Source organism: Methanobrevibacter sp. UBA412 (assembly GCA_002495685.1).
Taxonomy (GTDB): domain Archaea; phylum Methanobacteriota; class Methanobacteria; order Methanobacteriales; family Methanobacteriaceae; genus Methanobrevibacter_A; species Methanobrevibacter_A acididurans.
Window position 1 is genome coordinate 109,685 of the sequence record DAGJ01000021.1, and the last position, 14,576, is coordinate 124,260.

Genomic DNA, 14,576 nt, shown 5'->3' on the forward strand with positions numbered 1-14,576 from the left:
ATTATATTACTATTAATTATTAAATATTTTCAATTAAACCCTCAACATAAACTTTAGCTTCATCTAATTTAGATTCCTCTAAAAGCATATTAACTTTATCATCCTTTAAAATATCATACAATTTATTCTTCCTATCTTTCTGATTAGGAATCTTATTTTTTAAAAGATTACGACAATAATCTTGAAGTTGAATCTCAAGAATATCTTTAGAACTAATTGTAGATTGAATCTTTTTTCGAAGCTCCTTAGCCATCAAAGGACTTTTACCGCCAGTAAATAAGGAAATTTCAACATCACCAATAAAAAAACTTGAAGGAATGACAAGATTACCCTCATCTGGACAATCAGCACGATTAACTAATTTACCCTCACTAATTTTTGAAACATAATCAGATAAATCCTTATCTCCACTAGCTAAAATAACAATATCGCACCATTTAACTAACTTGTCAACATTACTCAAATCTTCTAATATGGCTCCTTTATCTAATAATTCTTCAGAAATAAAATCTCCAGCTAAAATAACATTAGAACCTTTATCCAAAAAACGATTAGCTCTACGTGTAGCTACCTCTCCAGTTCCTAAAATAAAAACATTTTTATCTTTCACTTCTAAAAAAACTGATGTTAAACCCATATAATTACCTTTCTTTATTAATTAAAAACTAGTTTAATAAAAAATATTTCATAAAAAAAATAAAAAATTAGTAGAATTTTTTTAATAAAAAAAATTCATAAAAAATAAATAAAACATATAAATTTTATTTTCCATTTTCTAAAGCTTTAACTCTAAGTAACTTAATAGCCATATGCAAATCATTATTACAATCAGTTAAAACTTTATTAGCTTCAGTTTCAGATATTTCGAATGCATCAACAAGAGCATTAATATTTTCTTCACAATCATCTTCTGTATTACCAACTAATGCTTCGGATAATTCTTTTTTCAAAGTTAAATATTCATCTGGACTCATGTTAATATTTCGCAATACCATATCTCTTAAAGGACAAGGTTTAGATGTTTTACAACACCAAACTAATGAACCAAAACAAGTTCCAGCACCTTCGCCCAATCTAGTGTTTTTAGCGAAATCTTCTTTAATTTTTATATATTCTTGTGGTGTTATTCCTACTTCTCTTAAAGCATTCATCACAGGACATGGTTTAACTGGAGGACAGCAAAATGCTAATCCTCTAACATCTCCCCCTCGACATATATGTGATGGTGCGTCATCCCAACCCATATTATTACTCCTTAAATTTATTTTATTAAAATTTTATATTTAATTAGTTTTTCACTATTAAAAGAATGCCTAAAATTAAGACATAATTACATTTTAATTAGTATATCTATATAAAATTTAATTCTATATAAAACTAATATTTTTATTCTAATAATATGATTTTTAAAGTATATAATGTAAACGGTTTTATTTAAAAAAAATGTAAAAAAAGAATTAAAAGTATGATAAATTATTATTCGTCTTTTAACATGTCTTCTTTCTCTTTAACTGTTAATGATGAAACGATTTTTTCAGGTTTTCCAGTTTCTAAAACTTTTCCGCCTCTCATAAGAGTAGCACGATCACAAACATCTAATACGAAATCCATATCGTGGGATACTATTAAGAATGTTTGATCAAATTCATCTCTTGCTCGAAGAATAGAGTCAGTTACAATAACTCTTGTAATTGGATCCATAGTACCAGTTGGTTCATCTAAAATAATAATATTTGGCTCTTTAATAAGAACTTGTGCAAGTGCTACACGATGTTTTTCCCCTACACTTAATTCATCAGGATATTTTTCTAAAATATTTCCTGCAGTACTTTCATCAAATCCAACAGCAACAAGAACATGACTAGCTTTTATTTTTGCAAATTCTCCAGGTAAATCTAAACTTATAGCATCAGTTAAATTTCCAAGAATTGTTCTACTTGGATATAAGGAATATTCTTGGTGAAGTAATCCAATATAAGGAGTCACTCTTCCCCGATTAAATTGACCTGCCTTAGTCATATCAATCCAATCATCTCCAAGTTTAATGTTAATTTCACCACTACTTGGATCAGTTAAACCTAATATCATACGAGTAAGTGTTGTTTTTCCAGAACCACTTAATCCAACAATTCCAAATATTTCCCCATGGTTAACACTTAAATTAATGTTATCATCAGCTTTAACTACTCCTCTTTCAATAGAATAATAATATTTCTTAATATTTTTAATTTCTATTTCAGGACCACCATGTGCATGTTTTTCAACTTTTTTAGGTAAAGGAACAGTAGCTAAAAATTTATCAACAACTTCTTCAGGTTTTCCACATTCTTTAATTTCACCTTTTTCTAACCAAATAACTTTATCTGCTAAAGTATTAATTACTTCTGGCCAATGACTAGTAATAACCATAGTAATATTCTTATTTTTAATTTCTTTTTCAAGAGTATCATGTAAACGGTCAGCAGTTTGAGGATCTAATGTACCTGTAGGTTCATCAGCTAAAAATAAAGTTGGATTTTTCGCTAATTGTCTAGCTAAAACTACTCTTTGCTTTTCTCCTCCACTTAAATCACGAGCTACATGAGTTACACGGTGGCTCATTTGAACCATATCTAAGAGTTCTAAAGCTCTATAAATATTTTCTTCTAAATATTTACCTTCATCACCCATAGCTTTAAGAACATTATCGATTACAGTTTCTTCATCGTATAATGCGAAATTTCTTTGAAGCATTATAGCTATTCTTCTTTTAATAGCAGCAAATTCTAATCTTTCAGCATGCCAAAAGTCAATGGTTTTTTCTTCATATTCTCCACCACATGAACATTTTTTACCAATTTTAGAGGGTGCTTCAACATGCATACATTCTTTACACATTGCAACATGGAATATTATTTGACCTTCATCTGGTTCATATTCTTTTGTACCTCTTAACATACTGATTAAAACAGATTTTCCACTACCACTTCTACCTAATATTCCTAAAGTTTCTCCTTCATCAATTTCTAAGTTTATGTTTTTAAGAACGGGGACATCATTAAATGTTTTTCCTATGTTTTTAAATGTAATAAAAGACATTCGTTCACCTTTAATTTTTTTGTTCCTTTTTTTAATTTATTTTATAATGAATATTATTCCTTTTTTGATTAATAATCGTAAATTTATAAAATTCTTATATATTAGATTTTATATTTCTTATTTATAATATTTATTATCTTATTTTATAACAGATTTAATATTTTTAATTTAATTAATACATCTTCCACTACCATGCATAGGAGTTCCACATTTAGGGCATTTAGTATTTTTACAAGGTTCACCCTTAATTTTAGGGATTTCATATCCACATTTAGGACATTTACAAGAAGAAGGAGGAATTCCAATACCTCTACCTTCTCCTCCAAAAGATCTTCTTTTATTCAATGTATCATTTTTTAAGAGTATGATTTTATCAGATTTACATTCTGGACATTCAGTGTACTTTTTATTATTATTTTTCCATTCTAATCCACAATTTTGGCAATGGTAAACTTCATGTTCATCCATTTTTTTACACGTCCTATTTTTTTTACCTTAATCTTTTAGAACATTATTTGAAATTTTTTTTTATTCCTCTATTAATAATTCAATATCTTTAGATTTGCAATCTGGACATTCAGTGTACTTTTTATTATTGTTGTTCCATTGAAATCCACATTTTTTGCAATGATAAGTATTTGGTTCGTTAATATTATCAGTTTCAATTATATTGATTTTTCTCCCTTCAATTAAGGATTTAGCAATTTTTTTTCTAGCAGAATTCAGTATTCTATGGAAAGTTGACTGGGAGATGTTCATTAATTCTGCAGATTCTTTTTGATTAAAATTATGGTAATCCTTTAATCTAATTGCTTCATATTCATCAGCTACCATTTTTATAGCTGGTAAATTATTATTGTTTTGATTGAAGCACCTTTGTTCAGGATTTTTACTTATTTGACGTTTGATTTTTGGTCTAACCATAATTTTCAACCTTTATAATATAATTTTTTATTATATATTATGAATATATATTCATAACACCTTTATAAAACTTACTATAAACATAAATAAAAACAGAAAAAATTACAAAGATGATAAATCAAAATCTAATTTACCATTCATACAAGCCCTAGCTAAAGAAACACCATCAGCACCAGCACTAACCATATCCTCAGCACGCTCAAGTGAATTAATAGAATTATTACCAATCAAACAAATATCAGTTTCACCTGAAATTCTACGAATCAAATCCAAATCAGCATTAGCAACACCAGGATTCATAGCATCCACATGAAGAAAATCAGCACCAGATTCATCAACCAATTTAGCAATACTCAAAGTATCAACACCATTAACATTAGCACGAATCTTAACAGAAACCTTAGAACTAGCATTATCAACAACACTAACAATATAATCTGATAAATCAGAACGTTTTAACATACTTTGCCCACAACCAATACTAGTTAACTCTTTTTGTCTACAATGACAATTAATCTCAACAATATCAACAGAATCTAATTCACTAACTTTAATAACATTCTCAGGATTAACAGAACGAACATTACAAGAAATTAAAACATCAGAATTTTCACGAATCAACTCAGATTCATCTTTAATAAAAGAAAAAACATTAGACATTTCTAAATCAAACTCTTTCCTACCTCTAGAAATAATTTTTTTACCAGCATCAATAGAAGATTCATCAATATTAAAACCTCCTAAAGTAGCAACATTAAATCCATAAGGAATTAACTTTAATAAAAAATTTCCATCACTTATTCCAGCCATAGGAGCTATCACTTTTATCATAAAAAATCAATCTCTCATTTATAAAAAAATAATTTAAAAAAAAGGAAAATTCAATAAAAACTTAATAAAAAAAGAATAATTAAAAAAAAATGGATGGTTTTTAATATACGGAATTTCTTTTTTTATAGGTGAAATACATTAAATTTAAATAAATTTAATCTTTATATTCTTTTTCAACAATGTCAATCCATTTCTCATTGTTGCATTCACGAATATTTTCTAAACCAATATCCGCCATATAAGCAGCATCTTCAGCATTATTACCTTTTCCAATACCTGCTTTTAAACCAATACCGATCTCATCATATAATTCTTTTAAAGTTTCTTCAATTTCCTCAGCACTCATACCATTACATGGGCACATAAAGTTATCTCCACCAATAAAGAACACTAAACCGCCTTTTTTAATTAACTTACTCATTAAATAATGCTGTGCCTTATTAACCATAAAACTAGTATCAAAAGCAGACTCAATATCAGTTAAAGTTTCAGTCACACTATTAATATCCACATGGGCAACTTGAACATAATTTTCACTATTTTCAGCTAAAGAATCAACAGCTAAAATTTCCTTTCTTTCTTTTTGTTGAGCTCCACCTTTATTCTGTAAAGCAATTGTTGCTAATTTTTGAGCTTCATGAGGTGTTTCAGCAGCACCCACACCCATACTTATTGTAATTGGGTATCTATTACGAATAGATCTTTGAATTCTTAAATGATCTTCAGTATCTAAACCATTAGTAATGGCTAGCATATTATCAAATCTAGTAAAGAACACTAAACCTTTCTTCATAGCAAATTGTCTTTGCACATCAGCAAATAATTCAGATTGTAAAATTTGAAGGTCAGATTCATTACGTGGGCGAGGAGTAACTGTCCAAGGACCATAGTTATCAATTTGTATCAATGTCATTTGTATCATATAATTTCACCTATATTATTAATATATAGATTTTAACTAAATAGTATAAAAACTTTTCATTATATTTTAAATAAATTTAAAAAAAAATTTAAGTCTTTTTAAAGAAATTAAAAAATCAAATCTTTTTTAAACAATTTTTAGCTAAATTTTTTTTATCTTCCATAGTTTTCATAATAGTATTAGTCACTGTTACTTCTGGAATAATCTTTCCAATTTCACTCTTTAAATTCTCATCTTTTAAATCAATAACCATCTTATTAAGAAAACTTTTATAAATAGATGCAATACCATAAGAACTAGTTTCATAACCTAAAGCATTCATAAACTTATTTGCAGGACCACTAACCGCAGAACCACCAACAATAGGAGAAACCCCAACAACATAAGTACTTTTCAAAGCATCTATAACTCCATCTAACTTTAAAATAGGTAAAATACTAGTAATAGGATTAGATGGGCCTATAATCACAATATCTGAATTCTGTATAGTATTAATAATTTCAGGAGCAGGTTTAACATTACTATAAATCACATCTAAAACTTCAGGTTTCATCTGCTCTTTAATTAAAAAATCATGAAATTCCATTTCACCTTTATCAGTTAAAATTTTTATTTCAGAATCTTCATCACTCATAGGATAAACTTTAGATTTAATATTTAAACCTTTTCTTTGAATATCAACAGCTTCAGTTAAACTATAATCTTTTAATAATAATGTTTTTTGAATTTTAGTACTCCGATCTTTATCCCCAATTCTCAATAACTCAGGAGAACCTATTTCACTAAGACGTTCATTAGTTATAAAAGTATCATCCTTAATCCCATACCACAAATCTTCATTAATAATATCTGAAAGCGTATAAAGCACAGTATCAATATCTGCAGAAACATAAACTCCAGAAAAATAATCATTTTCAACAGTATTAACAATTATATTAATATCCTCAGCATCAACAATATTTTTCAAACCTTGAATTAATTTTGGAGTTCCTGTACCTCCAGAAAGTATAGTAATTATCATTTAAATAGCCTCTATAAAAAAAATAGTAAATATTTTTTTTTATTTAATATTTATAGTTTCAATCGCATTAACAGATTCTTCTCCACATTGAGGACATGGATGTAAATCATCAATTAAAAGAGCCATTTGATTATCACAATTAGGACAATTATTTTCTAATAAAATTTTTCTTCTATGTTGGAAACTTGTTTTATTAAAATCAAAAGTTAAAATCTTATTAAATTTTAAATCATTACCTATAAGATCAGGTATTAAATTATAAATTTCTTTTTCATTTAAATTAGTGTTATTAATTTCTGGAACATAAGTTTTAATAAAATTATCACAATTTTTACAGTATCCAACATATAGATATCCTGCTAATTCAGAATTATCCATTTTCTTAGAAGTCTTCATAGTTAAACTTTCTTCAACTATTTCATCTTTATCTTCATTTAAATAAAAAATCAATGATTTATCAGTAAATTTAAAACCACAATTTTCACATTCATATTTAACAATAGAACCCATTCTAGTTATTCTCCAATATCTATTTTATAGAATTTTTCTCGGTATGTATCATATAATGGAGGTAAAATCTCATTAAGTCTAGTATATTCTATAAAATAATGTTTACTTATTAAATAAGCAGTATCCTCATTAAGTAATCTTCTTTTTATTAATCTTGGAATATTATCTCCAATCCAAAAACGACTAATAATTTGAATACCTTCATCTTTCTCCTTAATTACATGAACCATTTTACTATGGCCAATTACTCCACCAATAGTACCTATGGTTGCACAAAAAACAGTACCAATATTATTATCTTTAAATAATGTTTTATCAAATCCAAATATCCATGGATTTTGAAATTTAATAGCTAATGTCACATTACCTTTACCAAAATCTTCTGTAACATGATGAGTGCATGGTTCAAAACCGTGAAATTTTCCTTTATATAATTTATCATCTAAATTAATAATACTTGAATGGTAACCAGGATACCATAATCTGTAATATGTACTACTTTGTGAGTACCACCAAAACCACCATTCAATCATATCAACTGTAAGATTCGGAAAGTTTAAGGTCATTGAAAGTAGATAAGTACCATCATCTAAGCATTTATAACCAGTTTCATTTTGAACATCTTCATTCAAAATTAATTGATTAATATTACTCTTAGATATTGTAGTGATATCTGAAGCTTTATTAATCTTTTGTCTAATTTCTTTACTTAACTTAGGTAATGGGATTTCAAACATTTGATCAATTACATTCTCAACCATAAACTCATCTTCTTAAAAATTTTATTCTTTATTTTCTAAATACATCATATTGTTTAGGTAATAATAAAGGATTAATATTACTGTCCTTATTTCTTAATAAATTAAAACCAGTAAATCCACGAACAATAACAACAGGTAAACCTTCATCAGCTTGCCCTTGGATTAATGATGCAGCTGCAGCTAATTCATCAGCTGTTGCAATTTCAGAAGATTTCAATTCTCTACCATATAAATCTTTTTCACCTTTTCGTTTCCAAAGAGGATTAATACCAGAACAACCTATAGCAGTTCCAATAGCACCAACACGGAAGGCTCTACCTTGAGTATCAGTAATAATAACAGCTAATTCTTTACCAGTAACATCTTCTAAGGCTTCTCTTAAATCTCTAGCAGACTTATCAGCATTTTTAGGCATTGGTGTAGCTAAACCTTCATCAACATTTGATTCATCAATTCCAGAATTAGCACACACAAAACCATCCTTAGTCTCAGTTATAATAAAATCAGGACCAACCGCTACAACTTCTCTTGACTCTTGAATAATTGCTTCAACTAATTTAGAATCTTTTTGAGTTTTTTTAGCTATAATAATAGCATCATCAGATGGTAAAATATCTCCTAAATTTATAATATTACCCTCTGCCTTAGAAACCATAGTTTCAGCAATTAACAAAATATCACTATCTTCAAGTTCAATATTTTGTTCTTCTAAAGCTTTTAAAATTAATTTAGTTATATTATCCCCTTTTTTTACTAAAGGAATTCCTTCAAGTCCAATTAATTCGAGTGTCATGTTAATAAAATAATGTTTAATAATATAAAAATTTATTGTTTTATGAAAAAATTACATTTAAAAAGCTTAAAATTTAATTTAAAAAATAAAAAAATAAGTAAAAAATAAATAAATAAAAAAAATAGAAAAAAAATAAAAATTCTTATTAAAATTATGGAGTTAAAACAGAAATATCCCATTTTCCATCATACACACTAGCTGCAGATGTTACGGGTTTTTCAAATTCTTCAAATGCTCCACCATCAAATATTAGTTGAGCCGCTTCATCAGCATTTTCAGCACTGAATTTAACAATTTCAGGATTATTGCATTCATATGTAGATATAAATACAGCTTCACCAAAACCTACTTTTTCAACTAATAATTTCTCATCAGTAACAATTCCAACATAACACTCATAATCATTTTCACTACATGCACAATTAATTACAGCAGCAATTCTAGGAGTATTATAATCATCTTTCTCATAATCCATAGTTAACAGAGAGTAACCTAAAGCATCTTTAATACTCATTCCTAAACTAATTTTATCTGCAATAACATCAGTATGTGAACCATTAGAAACTATTGCAGTATCACCAACAATTTTAATACAATTATATGCAATATAAGTATTTTTAAATATATCGGTTTCAAAACCTTCTTTTGGAATTATTGCAGCTTCATCTTCACCTTTTTTAGCTTGTCTATTTGGAAAAGATCTACTAGAAACTCTATAAGCTACAAAAGGTTTACCATCTGTACTCATACCTACAGATAAAATTCTACCTAAATACATTTTTTATCAACCTCAAAAAAAAATATTATAAAAAAAAATTTATTTAACCCGTTTCAGGGCTACGAACTGCCTTATTAGGATCCATACCCGATGGTATCTTAATCGTAATCGATTTATCTTGAGGGTTAATATCTATTCTACCCTGATCCATAACTTGAGCTTGAACACCAATAGCATTATCCTTAATTTGGTCAGACATATCAATACCATTAACAGTAACTTTTTGCAAACCAGCTACAGGAATCATATAATATTCATTATTCCCTGAACTATCAGTTATATTTGGTTTACCTGTACCTCCGTTGTCTTGATGGCTCACATCAGCAGCACCAAAACTACTAGTTACAACTATAAAAATTAATAAAGTAAATAAAATGTCTATAAATGGCACTAATTTGATTTCAGGCTCATCATTTTTAAGTTTTTCTTTATGTTTCTTAATATCAATTGCCATTTTATTTTCCTCATATACATAAAAAAATTTGAAAAACTAAAAAGAATTGAAAATAAATTCTCCCAAGCTTTTAAAATTTCATAAATTCATTGTTTAAGTTTACTTTCAGTTATTTCAGATTTAACATCACATTTTTCCAAAATAATATTACTAATACTTTTTTCTAGCATACTAGGTTTAAATGAAATTTGGACATTAGAATAAGGTTCTGAAATTTCTCTAACACTAACAATACCTTCAGCTTCTTGTAAAGCTTCAATAACACAAGGCATTTTTTCATAAACCCTAATTTTAACTACAGCATAACTCCAATTAGTCATTTTAGTAGCTAATTCAATTTTATCCATTTCTTCATCAATCAAACCTTTAATATAAGTATTTATTGGTATTAAAAGAATAGCTACAGCTAATCCTGCAATAGTTGTAATTAATGCAACATAGATTCCCTGAGCCATAGTAGTACTACTAACATTTACACCTAAACTTTTAAAAGTCATCCAAATACCTAAAACTGTACCAATCAATCCTAAAAAAGGAGCAATTTCAATAATAGTTTTAAGAGTACTAAGATTCTTAGTCATTTTACTAACTTCAACAATAAAAATCTGTTCCATACTTTCTTCGACTTCGGTTTTATTTTTATAACCGATTTTTAAAGCTTCGGATATAATTCTAGATACTGGATTCTTGTAATGGCTAATATTTTTAAGAGCTTCAATAGCTCCACCTTTTTCCATAGAAACAGTTACAGTACCCATAATTTCAGTAGCATCAACTTTACTAATACGTCTTAAATAGAATACTTTCTGTAATGAAATTAATAAACCCCAAATACCTAAAAAAGTAATAATGTAGGTAATAATTCCACCATCTTGAAACATTTCAATAATACCATTAATACCGCCAGTTAATGCTTCAATCAACATGTTTTCCTCTTTAATTATTTTATAAAATTATGTATAAAAATTATTAAATAATATAATAAAAAATATTCACTTAATAATAACTGTAGTTTTATTTAAAGTAATATATATTTATTTTTAAAAAAATTAAAAAAAAGTAAAAGAAAAATTTTAAAAAAATTAATTAAATATTAAACAAATCATTTAAAGATTCACTCATAGTAGGATGGGTGAAAACTTGATTTTTAAGTAAAGTATAATCTAAATCTAAATCCATAGCTAATTTAATAATATTAATCACTTCAAAAGATTCCTCACAAATTAACTCAGCACCTAAAATCTTATTAGAATCCTCATCAATAATAGCTTTTAATAAGCCAACAGGATTTTTAAGAACTTGTGCCTTAGGAATACCTGCAGCAGGCATTTTAGATATTTTTACATTAAAACCTTTATCAATAGCTTCTTTTTCAGTTAAACCAACTCTAGAAAAACAAGGATCAATAAAAACACTAAATGGAACATTCTTACGATTAGATAAATTATAATCCATTTTACCTTCAAGTTGATTTTTCACAATACGGAAATCATCAAGAGATATATAAGTAAATTGAAGACCACCTACAACATCACCCATAGCCCAAATATTAGGAGTAGATGTTTGTAAATTATCATCTGTTTTAACCGCACCACGTTTAGTAGTTTCAACACCTGCAAGATCTAGATTCAACCCTACAGTATTAGCTTTTCTACCAGTAGCAATTAAAACAGCATCAGCACAAAAACTATTCTTAACATCATCAATAGTATAATTAATCACAGCTTCATCATCTTTATTAATAATAGATTCGATTTCAGCATTAAAAATAATATCAATACCTTTATTCTTAAAAATAGATTCAATCTCATCTGCAACATCTCTATCGTCACGTTTTAAAAACAAAGGTCCATGTTGAATAATAGTAACTTTAGATCCAAAATTTGAATACATAGAAGCAAATTCTAAACCAATATATCCACCACCAACAATAACTAATCTTTCTGGAAACTCATCAAGATCCATTAAGCTATCACTGAAATAAACATAAGGATTATTATCTATCCCTTCAATAGGAGGTTTTACAGAACTAGATCCTGTATTAATAAAGATTCTATCTCCTTCAATATTAAAAGTTTCATCATTGGTTTTTATTTGTACCTGATTTTCATTTATAAAACTTCCAAAACCATTAAAAACAGTAATATTTTCATTTTTATCTAACATATTAAAGTTTTTTTCACGAAGCATACCAGTTAATCTTCTTTTTTCAAGAATTGCTTCTTTATAAAACTTCTTTTTTTCATCTAAATTTAAATCTTTACCTTTTAATTTTAAACTACTAGTCACTAAAGATTTTGATGGAATACAACCAACATTAATACAAGTTCCACCATACATTTGGTCTGATTTTTCAATCATCGCAACACTTTCACCTTTAGAACCTAAATATGCTGAAAGTGTTTTACCACCTTTTCCAAATCCAATAACAATATTTTGAAAATGTTTCATTATATATTCACCTCAAAAATAAATTCATATTCAATAATTTAATTAGTGATTTAATAATATTTATCTTTATTTAAAATGTTGTAATAAAAAATATTGTTTAGGAAAATAACGAATAATTTAAAAAAAAGTATGTAATTAAAGAAGTTAAAAATTTAATATCTAATACTTCTCATTTTTTGTACAGTATTCCAACTTTTACGTACAAAATAAGGCATTTCATCATATGTAAAATTAGTTAAAAAATCTTTAGTTTTAGGATCACTAGGGTAACCTGAACCAATCCCACCCATTTGAATATAATCTTCATTAATATCTTTAATAATTTTATCCCTAGTACATTTAGCTATAATTGAAGCTGCAGCTACTTGATAATAATTATCATCTGCTTTATGTTCTGCTGTAATATTATCACATTCAACTATGCTTTTAATTTCATTTTCTAATCGTTTAGGTTTAACATCTAATGAATCTATAATAACAGCATCTGGTTTCAAATTTTCAATAATTTTAATCATAGCAATTTTTTCAATTTCATTTAAATTCACATCTTTAGATCGTAAATTATCAATATCCATTGCAGTTATCTCAACAGTTTCATACTCAAACATTTTCACTAATTTACGAGCAAGAGTAGTTCTTCTTTTAGGAGTTAATTTTTTAGAATCCTTAACACCCATTCGTTCTAATATTTTTGTTTTTTCTTCAGGAATCACAATACCTGCTACTATCATAGGGCCTAATACAGGGCCTCTTCCAGCTTCATCTAATCCTAGAATATTCATAATTATCTATAACCAAACATTTAAACAAAATTTTTTCTAAAAAATAAAAATTATTATTATTTTTTTAAGATTTATATAAAGAATTTAAAAAATAGTTAAAAAAAAATTTGTTTATTCATTAAAAGATTATGTTTTATATATCTTTCAATGAATTCAAATTTCTTTTATTGAGTTTTTCCCGTGTTTATAGGAGAAATTTATCTCATAGCTTTAAGACGTACTTCTGGTTCTAAAGCTAATGGTTCTGCAGCTACGATTGCAGTTCCTTTTGCAACAACAGTCATTGGGTCATCGGATATTTTGATTGGTATTTCTACTTCATCAAATATTCTTTCTTTAACTCCACGTAATCTGGAAGTTCCACCTACAGCAACAGTATTTGAATAGATTCCCATCATTAATTCAGGAGGTAATCTTTCTAATATGAGTTGTAATCCATTCATTACTTCAATCATTATTGGTTCAGCTGCATCTGCAACTAACATTGAATCAATAACTACTTTTTTAGGTCTGTTAGTATCCATTGCTTTTCCAATGATTTCTACACTTAAGTTTTCCATTTCTTCACTACAATGAACCATACCAACTTCAATTTTTGCAGCTTCAGCATCATGGATACTTATTGCAACATTGAATTTTTCTGCAACTAATTCAACAATTCTTGCATCAATATCGTCTCCACCCCAACGGACGGTTTCAATATCATTAATTCCTCCAAGAGAAATAACAACTAAATCACTTGAACCAGCACCAATATCAATAACCATTGTTCCATTAGGTTCTGCTATAGGTAATCCTGCACCTATTGCTGCAGCTAATCCTTCACTAATAACTAGAACATATTCTGCTCCTGCTTTTCTACCAATTTCTTCAGCAGCATTTTTTTCTACTTCAGATGAATCTCCTGGAATTCCAATAACGATTCTTCCAACACTTTCACCATCTTTAATACCAATTTCCATGGCTTTAATTAATAAAGCTTGAGCTTGAGCTATATTTTCAATAACTCCTTTTTTTAATGGTCTTACTGCGGTAATATCTTCAGGAGTTCTGCCTAACATTCTTTTTGCTTCTTCTCCTACAGATAAAACTGCTGTTGGATCATCTTTTTTAACAGCAACAACGGAAGGGATTTGATATAAATCAAATTTGTCTCCAGATGGTTTTGCAATCACTGTATTTAAAGTTCCTAAATCTATTCCTAAGCTATTTTTAACTATTGTTTTTTTTGGTTCTGATTCTTGTACCTCGGTATCTCCAAAAATACTCAC

General features: G+C 27.5%; 17 protein-coding genes. All 17 read right to left on the reverse strand.

The window, feature by feature from the left end:
- Positions 1 to 19: 19 nt before the first annotated feature.
- Positions 20 to 637: a precorrin-2 dehydrogenase/sirohydrochlorin ferrochelatase family protein gene (locus tag BP997_RS05945; protein WP_409198544.1), complete on the reverse strand. Its 618-nt coding sequence runs from the start codon at positions 635 to 637 to the stop codon at positions 20 to 22.
- Positions 638 to 761: 124 nt separating this feature from the next.
- Complete coding sequence (locus tag BP997_RS05950) at positions 762 to 1,244, reverse strand: methanogenesis marker 9 domain-containing protein (RefSeq protein WP_409198545.1); 483 nt, start codon at positions 1,242 to 1,244, stop codon at positions 762 to 764.
- A 232-nt stretch (positions 1,245 to 1,476) separates the two neighbouring features.
- Positions 1,477 to 3,078 carry a methyl coenzyme M reductase system, component A2 gene (gene atwA / locus BP997_RS05955; RefSeq protein ID WP_413823801.1) on the reverse strand — a complete coding sequence of 534 codons (1,602 nt, stop codon included), beginning with the start codon at positions 3,076 to 3,078 and terminating at the stop codon, positions 1,477 to 1,479.
- 168 nt (positions 3,079 to 3,246) lie between these two features.
- The gene (locus BP997_RS05960; protein WP_409198547.1) at positions 3,247 to 3,546 is read right to left on the reverse strand and encodes a hypothetical protein; all 300 of its coding nucleotides are present in this window, start codon (positions 3,544 to 3,546) and stop codon (positions 3,247 to 3,249) included.
- Between the two features lie 60 nt (positions 3,547 to 3,606).
- Entirely contained in the window at positions 3,607 to 4,002 is a 396-nt protein-coding gene (locus BP997_RS05965) for a DUF134 domain-containing protein (protein ID WP_409198548.1), read from the reverse strand.
- A gap of 102 nt (positions 4,003 to 4,104) precedes the next feature.
- Positions 4,105 to 4,812, reverse strand: coding sequence for an MJ0144 family RNA dihydrouridine synthase-like protein (locus BP997_RS05970; protein ID WP_409199062.1), 708 nt, complete (start codon positions 4,810 to 4,812; stop codon positions 4,105 to 4,107).
- A 175-nt stretch (positions 4,813 to 4,987) separates the two neighbouring features.
- On the reverse strand, positions 4,988 to 5,755 hold the full coding sequence (locus BP997_RS05975) for a GTP cyclohydrolase III (protein ID WP_409198549.1): 768 nt from the start codon (positions 5,753 to 5,755) through the stop codon (positions 4,988 to 4,990).
- Between the two features lie 115 nt (positions 5,756 to 5,870).
- The gene (gene cofD / locus BP997_RS05980; RefSeq protein ID WP_409199063.1) at positions 5,871 to 6,773 is read right to left on the reverse strand and encodes a 2-phospho-L-lactate transferase; all 903 of its coding nucleotides are present in this window, start codon (positions 6,771 to 6,773) and stop codon (positions 5,871 to 5,873) included.
- A 42-nt stretch (positions 6,774 to 6,815) separates the two neighbouring features.
- Positions 6,816 to 7,286 (reverse strand): hypothetical protein, encoded by a 471-nt coding sequence (locus BP997_RS05985; RefSeq protein ID WP_409198550.1) that lies wholly within the window; start codon positions 7,284 to 7,286, stop codon positions 6,816 to 6,818.
- A 5-nt stretch (positions 7,287 to 7,291) separates the two neighbouring features.
- Positions 7,292 to 8,047, reverse strand: coding sequence for a DAPG hydrolase family protein (locus tag BP997_RS05990; protein WP_409198551.1), 756 nt, complete (start codon positions 8,045 to 8,047; stop codon positions 7,292 to 7,294).
- Between the two features lie 28 nt (positions 8,048 to 8,075).
- On the reverse strand, positions 8,076 to 8,840 hold the full coding sequence (locus tag BP997_RS05995) for a coenzyme F420-0:L-glutamate ligase (protein WP_409198552.1): 765 nt from the start codon (positions 8,838 to 8,840) through the stop codon (positions 8,076 to 8,078).
- Between the two features lie 151 nt (positions 8,841 to 8,991).
- Positions 8,992 to 9,618, reverse strand: coding sequence for an IMP cyclohydrolase (locus tag BP997_RS06000; protein WP_409198553.1), 627 nt, complete (start codon positions 9,616 to 9,618; stop codon positions 8,992 to 8,994).
- Between the two features lie 43 nt (positions 9,619 to 9,661).
- Positions 9,662 to 10,072, reverse strand: coding sequence for an ExbD/TolR family protein (locus BP997_RS06005; RefSeq protein ID WP_409198554.1), 411 nt, complete (start codon positions 10,070 to 10,072; stop codon positions 9,662 to 9,664).
- Positions 10,073 to 10,158: 86 nt separating this feature from the next.
- Positions 10,159 to 10,998 carry a MotA/TolQ/ExbB proton channel family protein gene (locus tag BP997_RS06010; RefSeq protein ID WP_409198555.1) on the reverse strand — a complete coding sequence of 280 codons (840 nt, stop codon included), beginning with the start codon at positions 10,996 to 10,998 and terminating at the stop codon, positions 10,159 to 10,161.
- 160 nt (positions 10,999 to 11,158) lie between these two features.
- Positions 11,159 to 12,523 carry an FAD-dependent oxidoreductase gene (locus BP997_RS06015; protein ID WP_409198556.1) on the reverse strand — a complete coding sequence of 455 codons (1,365 nt, stop codon included), beginning with the start codon at positions 12,521 to 12,523 and terminating at the stop codon, positions 11,159 to 11,161.
- A 152-nt stretch (positions 12,524 to 12,675) separates the two neighbouring features.
- Positions 12,676 to 13,305 (reverse strand): ribonuclease HII, encoded by a 630-nt coding sequence (gene rnhB, locus BP997_RS06020; protein ID WP_413823804.1) that lies wholly within the window; start codon positions 13,303 to 13,305, stop codon positions 12,676 to 12,678.
- Between the two features lie 197 nt (positions 13,306 to 13,502).
- Entirely contained in the window at positions 13,503 to 14,576 is a 1,074-nt protein-coding gene (locus BP997_RS06025) for a rod shape-determining protein (RefSeq protein WP_409198558.1), read from the reverse strand.

Bases quoted from the DNA above. Each gene is read 5' to 3' on its own strand.
- BP997_RS05945 (WP_409198544.1), bottom strand. From the start codon at position 637: ATGGGTTTAACATCAGTTTTTTTAGAAGTGAAAGATAAAAATGTTTTT.
- BP997_RS06010 (WP_409198555.1), bottom strand. From the start codon at position 10,998: ATGTTGATTGAAGCATTAACTGGCGGTATTAATGGTATTATTGAAATG.
- BP997_RS05965 (WP_409198548.1), bottom strand. From the start codon at position 4,002: ATGGTTAGACCAAAAATCAAACGTCAAATAAGTAAAAATCCTGAACAA.
- BP997_RS06015 (WP_409198556.1), bottom strand. From the start codon at position 12,523: ATGAAACATTTTCAAAATATTGTTATTGGATTTGGAAAAGGTGGTAAA.
- BP997_RS06005 (WP_409198554.1), bottom strand. From the start codon at position 10,072: ATGGCAATTGATATTAAGAAACATAAAGAAAAACTTAAAAATGATGAG.
- BP997_RS05960 (WP_409198547.1), bottom strand. From the start codon at position 3,546: ATGGATGAACATGAAGTTTACCATTGCCAAAATTGTGGATTAGAATGG.
- atwA (WP_413823801.1), bottom strand. From the start codon at position 3,078: ATGTCTTTTATTACATTTAAAAACATAGGAAAAACATTTAATGATGTC.
- BP997_RS05950 (WP_409198545.1), bottom strand. From the start codon at position 1,244: ATGGGTTGGGATGACGCACCATCACATATATGTCGAGGGGGAGATGTT.
- BP997_RS05985 (WP_409198550.1), bottom strand. From the start codon at position 7,286: ATGGGTTCTATTGTTAAATATGAATGTGAAAATTGTGGTTTTAAATTT.
- BP997_RS05970 (WP_409199062.1), bottom strand. From the start codon at position 4,812: ATGGCTGGAATAAGTGATGGAAATTTTTTATTAAAGTTAATTCCTTAT.
- BP997_RS05990 (WP_409198551.1), bottom strand. From the start codon at position 8,047: ATGGTTGAGAATGTAATTGATCAAATGTTTGAAATCCCATTACCTAAG.
- rnhB (WP_413823804.1), bottom strand. From the start codon at position 13,305: ATGAATATTCTAGGATTAGATGAAGCTGGAAGAGGCCCTGTATTAGGC.
- BP997_RS06000 (WP_409198553.1), bottom strand. From the start codon at position 9,618: ATGTATTTAGGTAGAATTTTATCTGTAGGTATGAGTACAGATGGTAAA.
- BP997_RS05995 (WP_409198552.1), bottom strand. From the start codon at position 8,840: ATGACACTCGAATTAATTGGACTTGAAGGAATTCCTTTAGTAAAAAAA.
- BP997_RS05975 (WP_409198549.1), bottom strand. From the start codon at position 5,755: ATGATACAAATGACATTGATACAAATTGATAACTATGGTCCTTGGACA.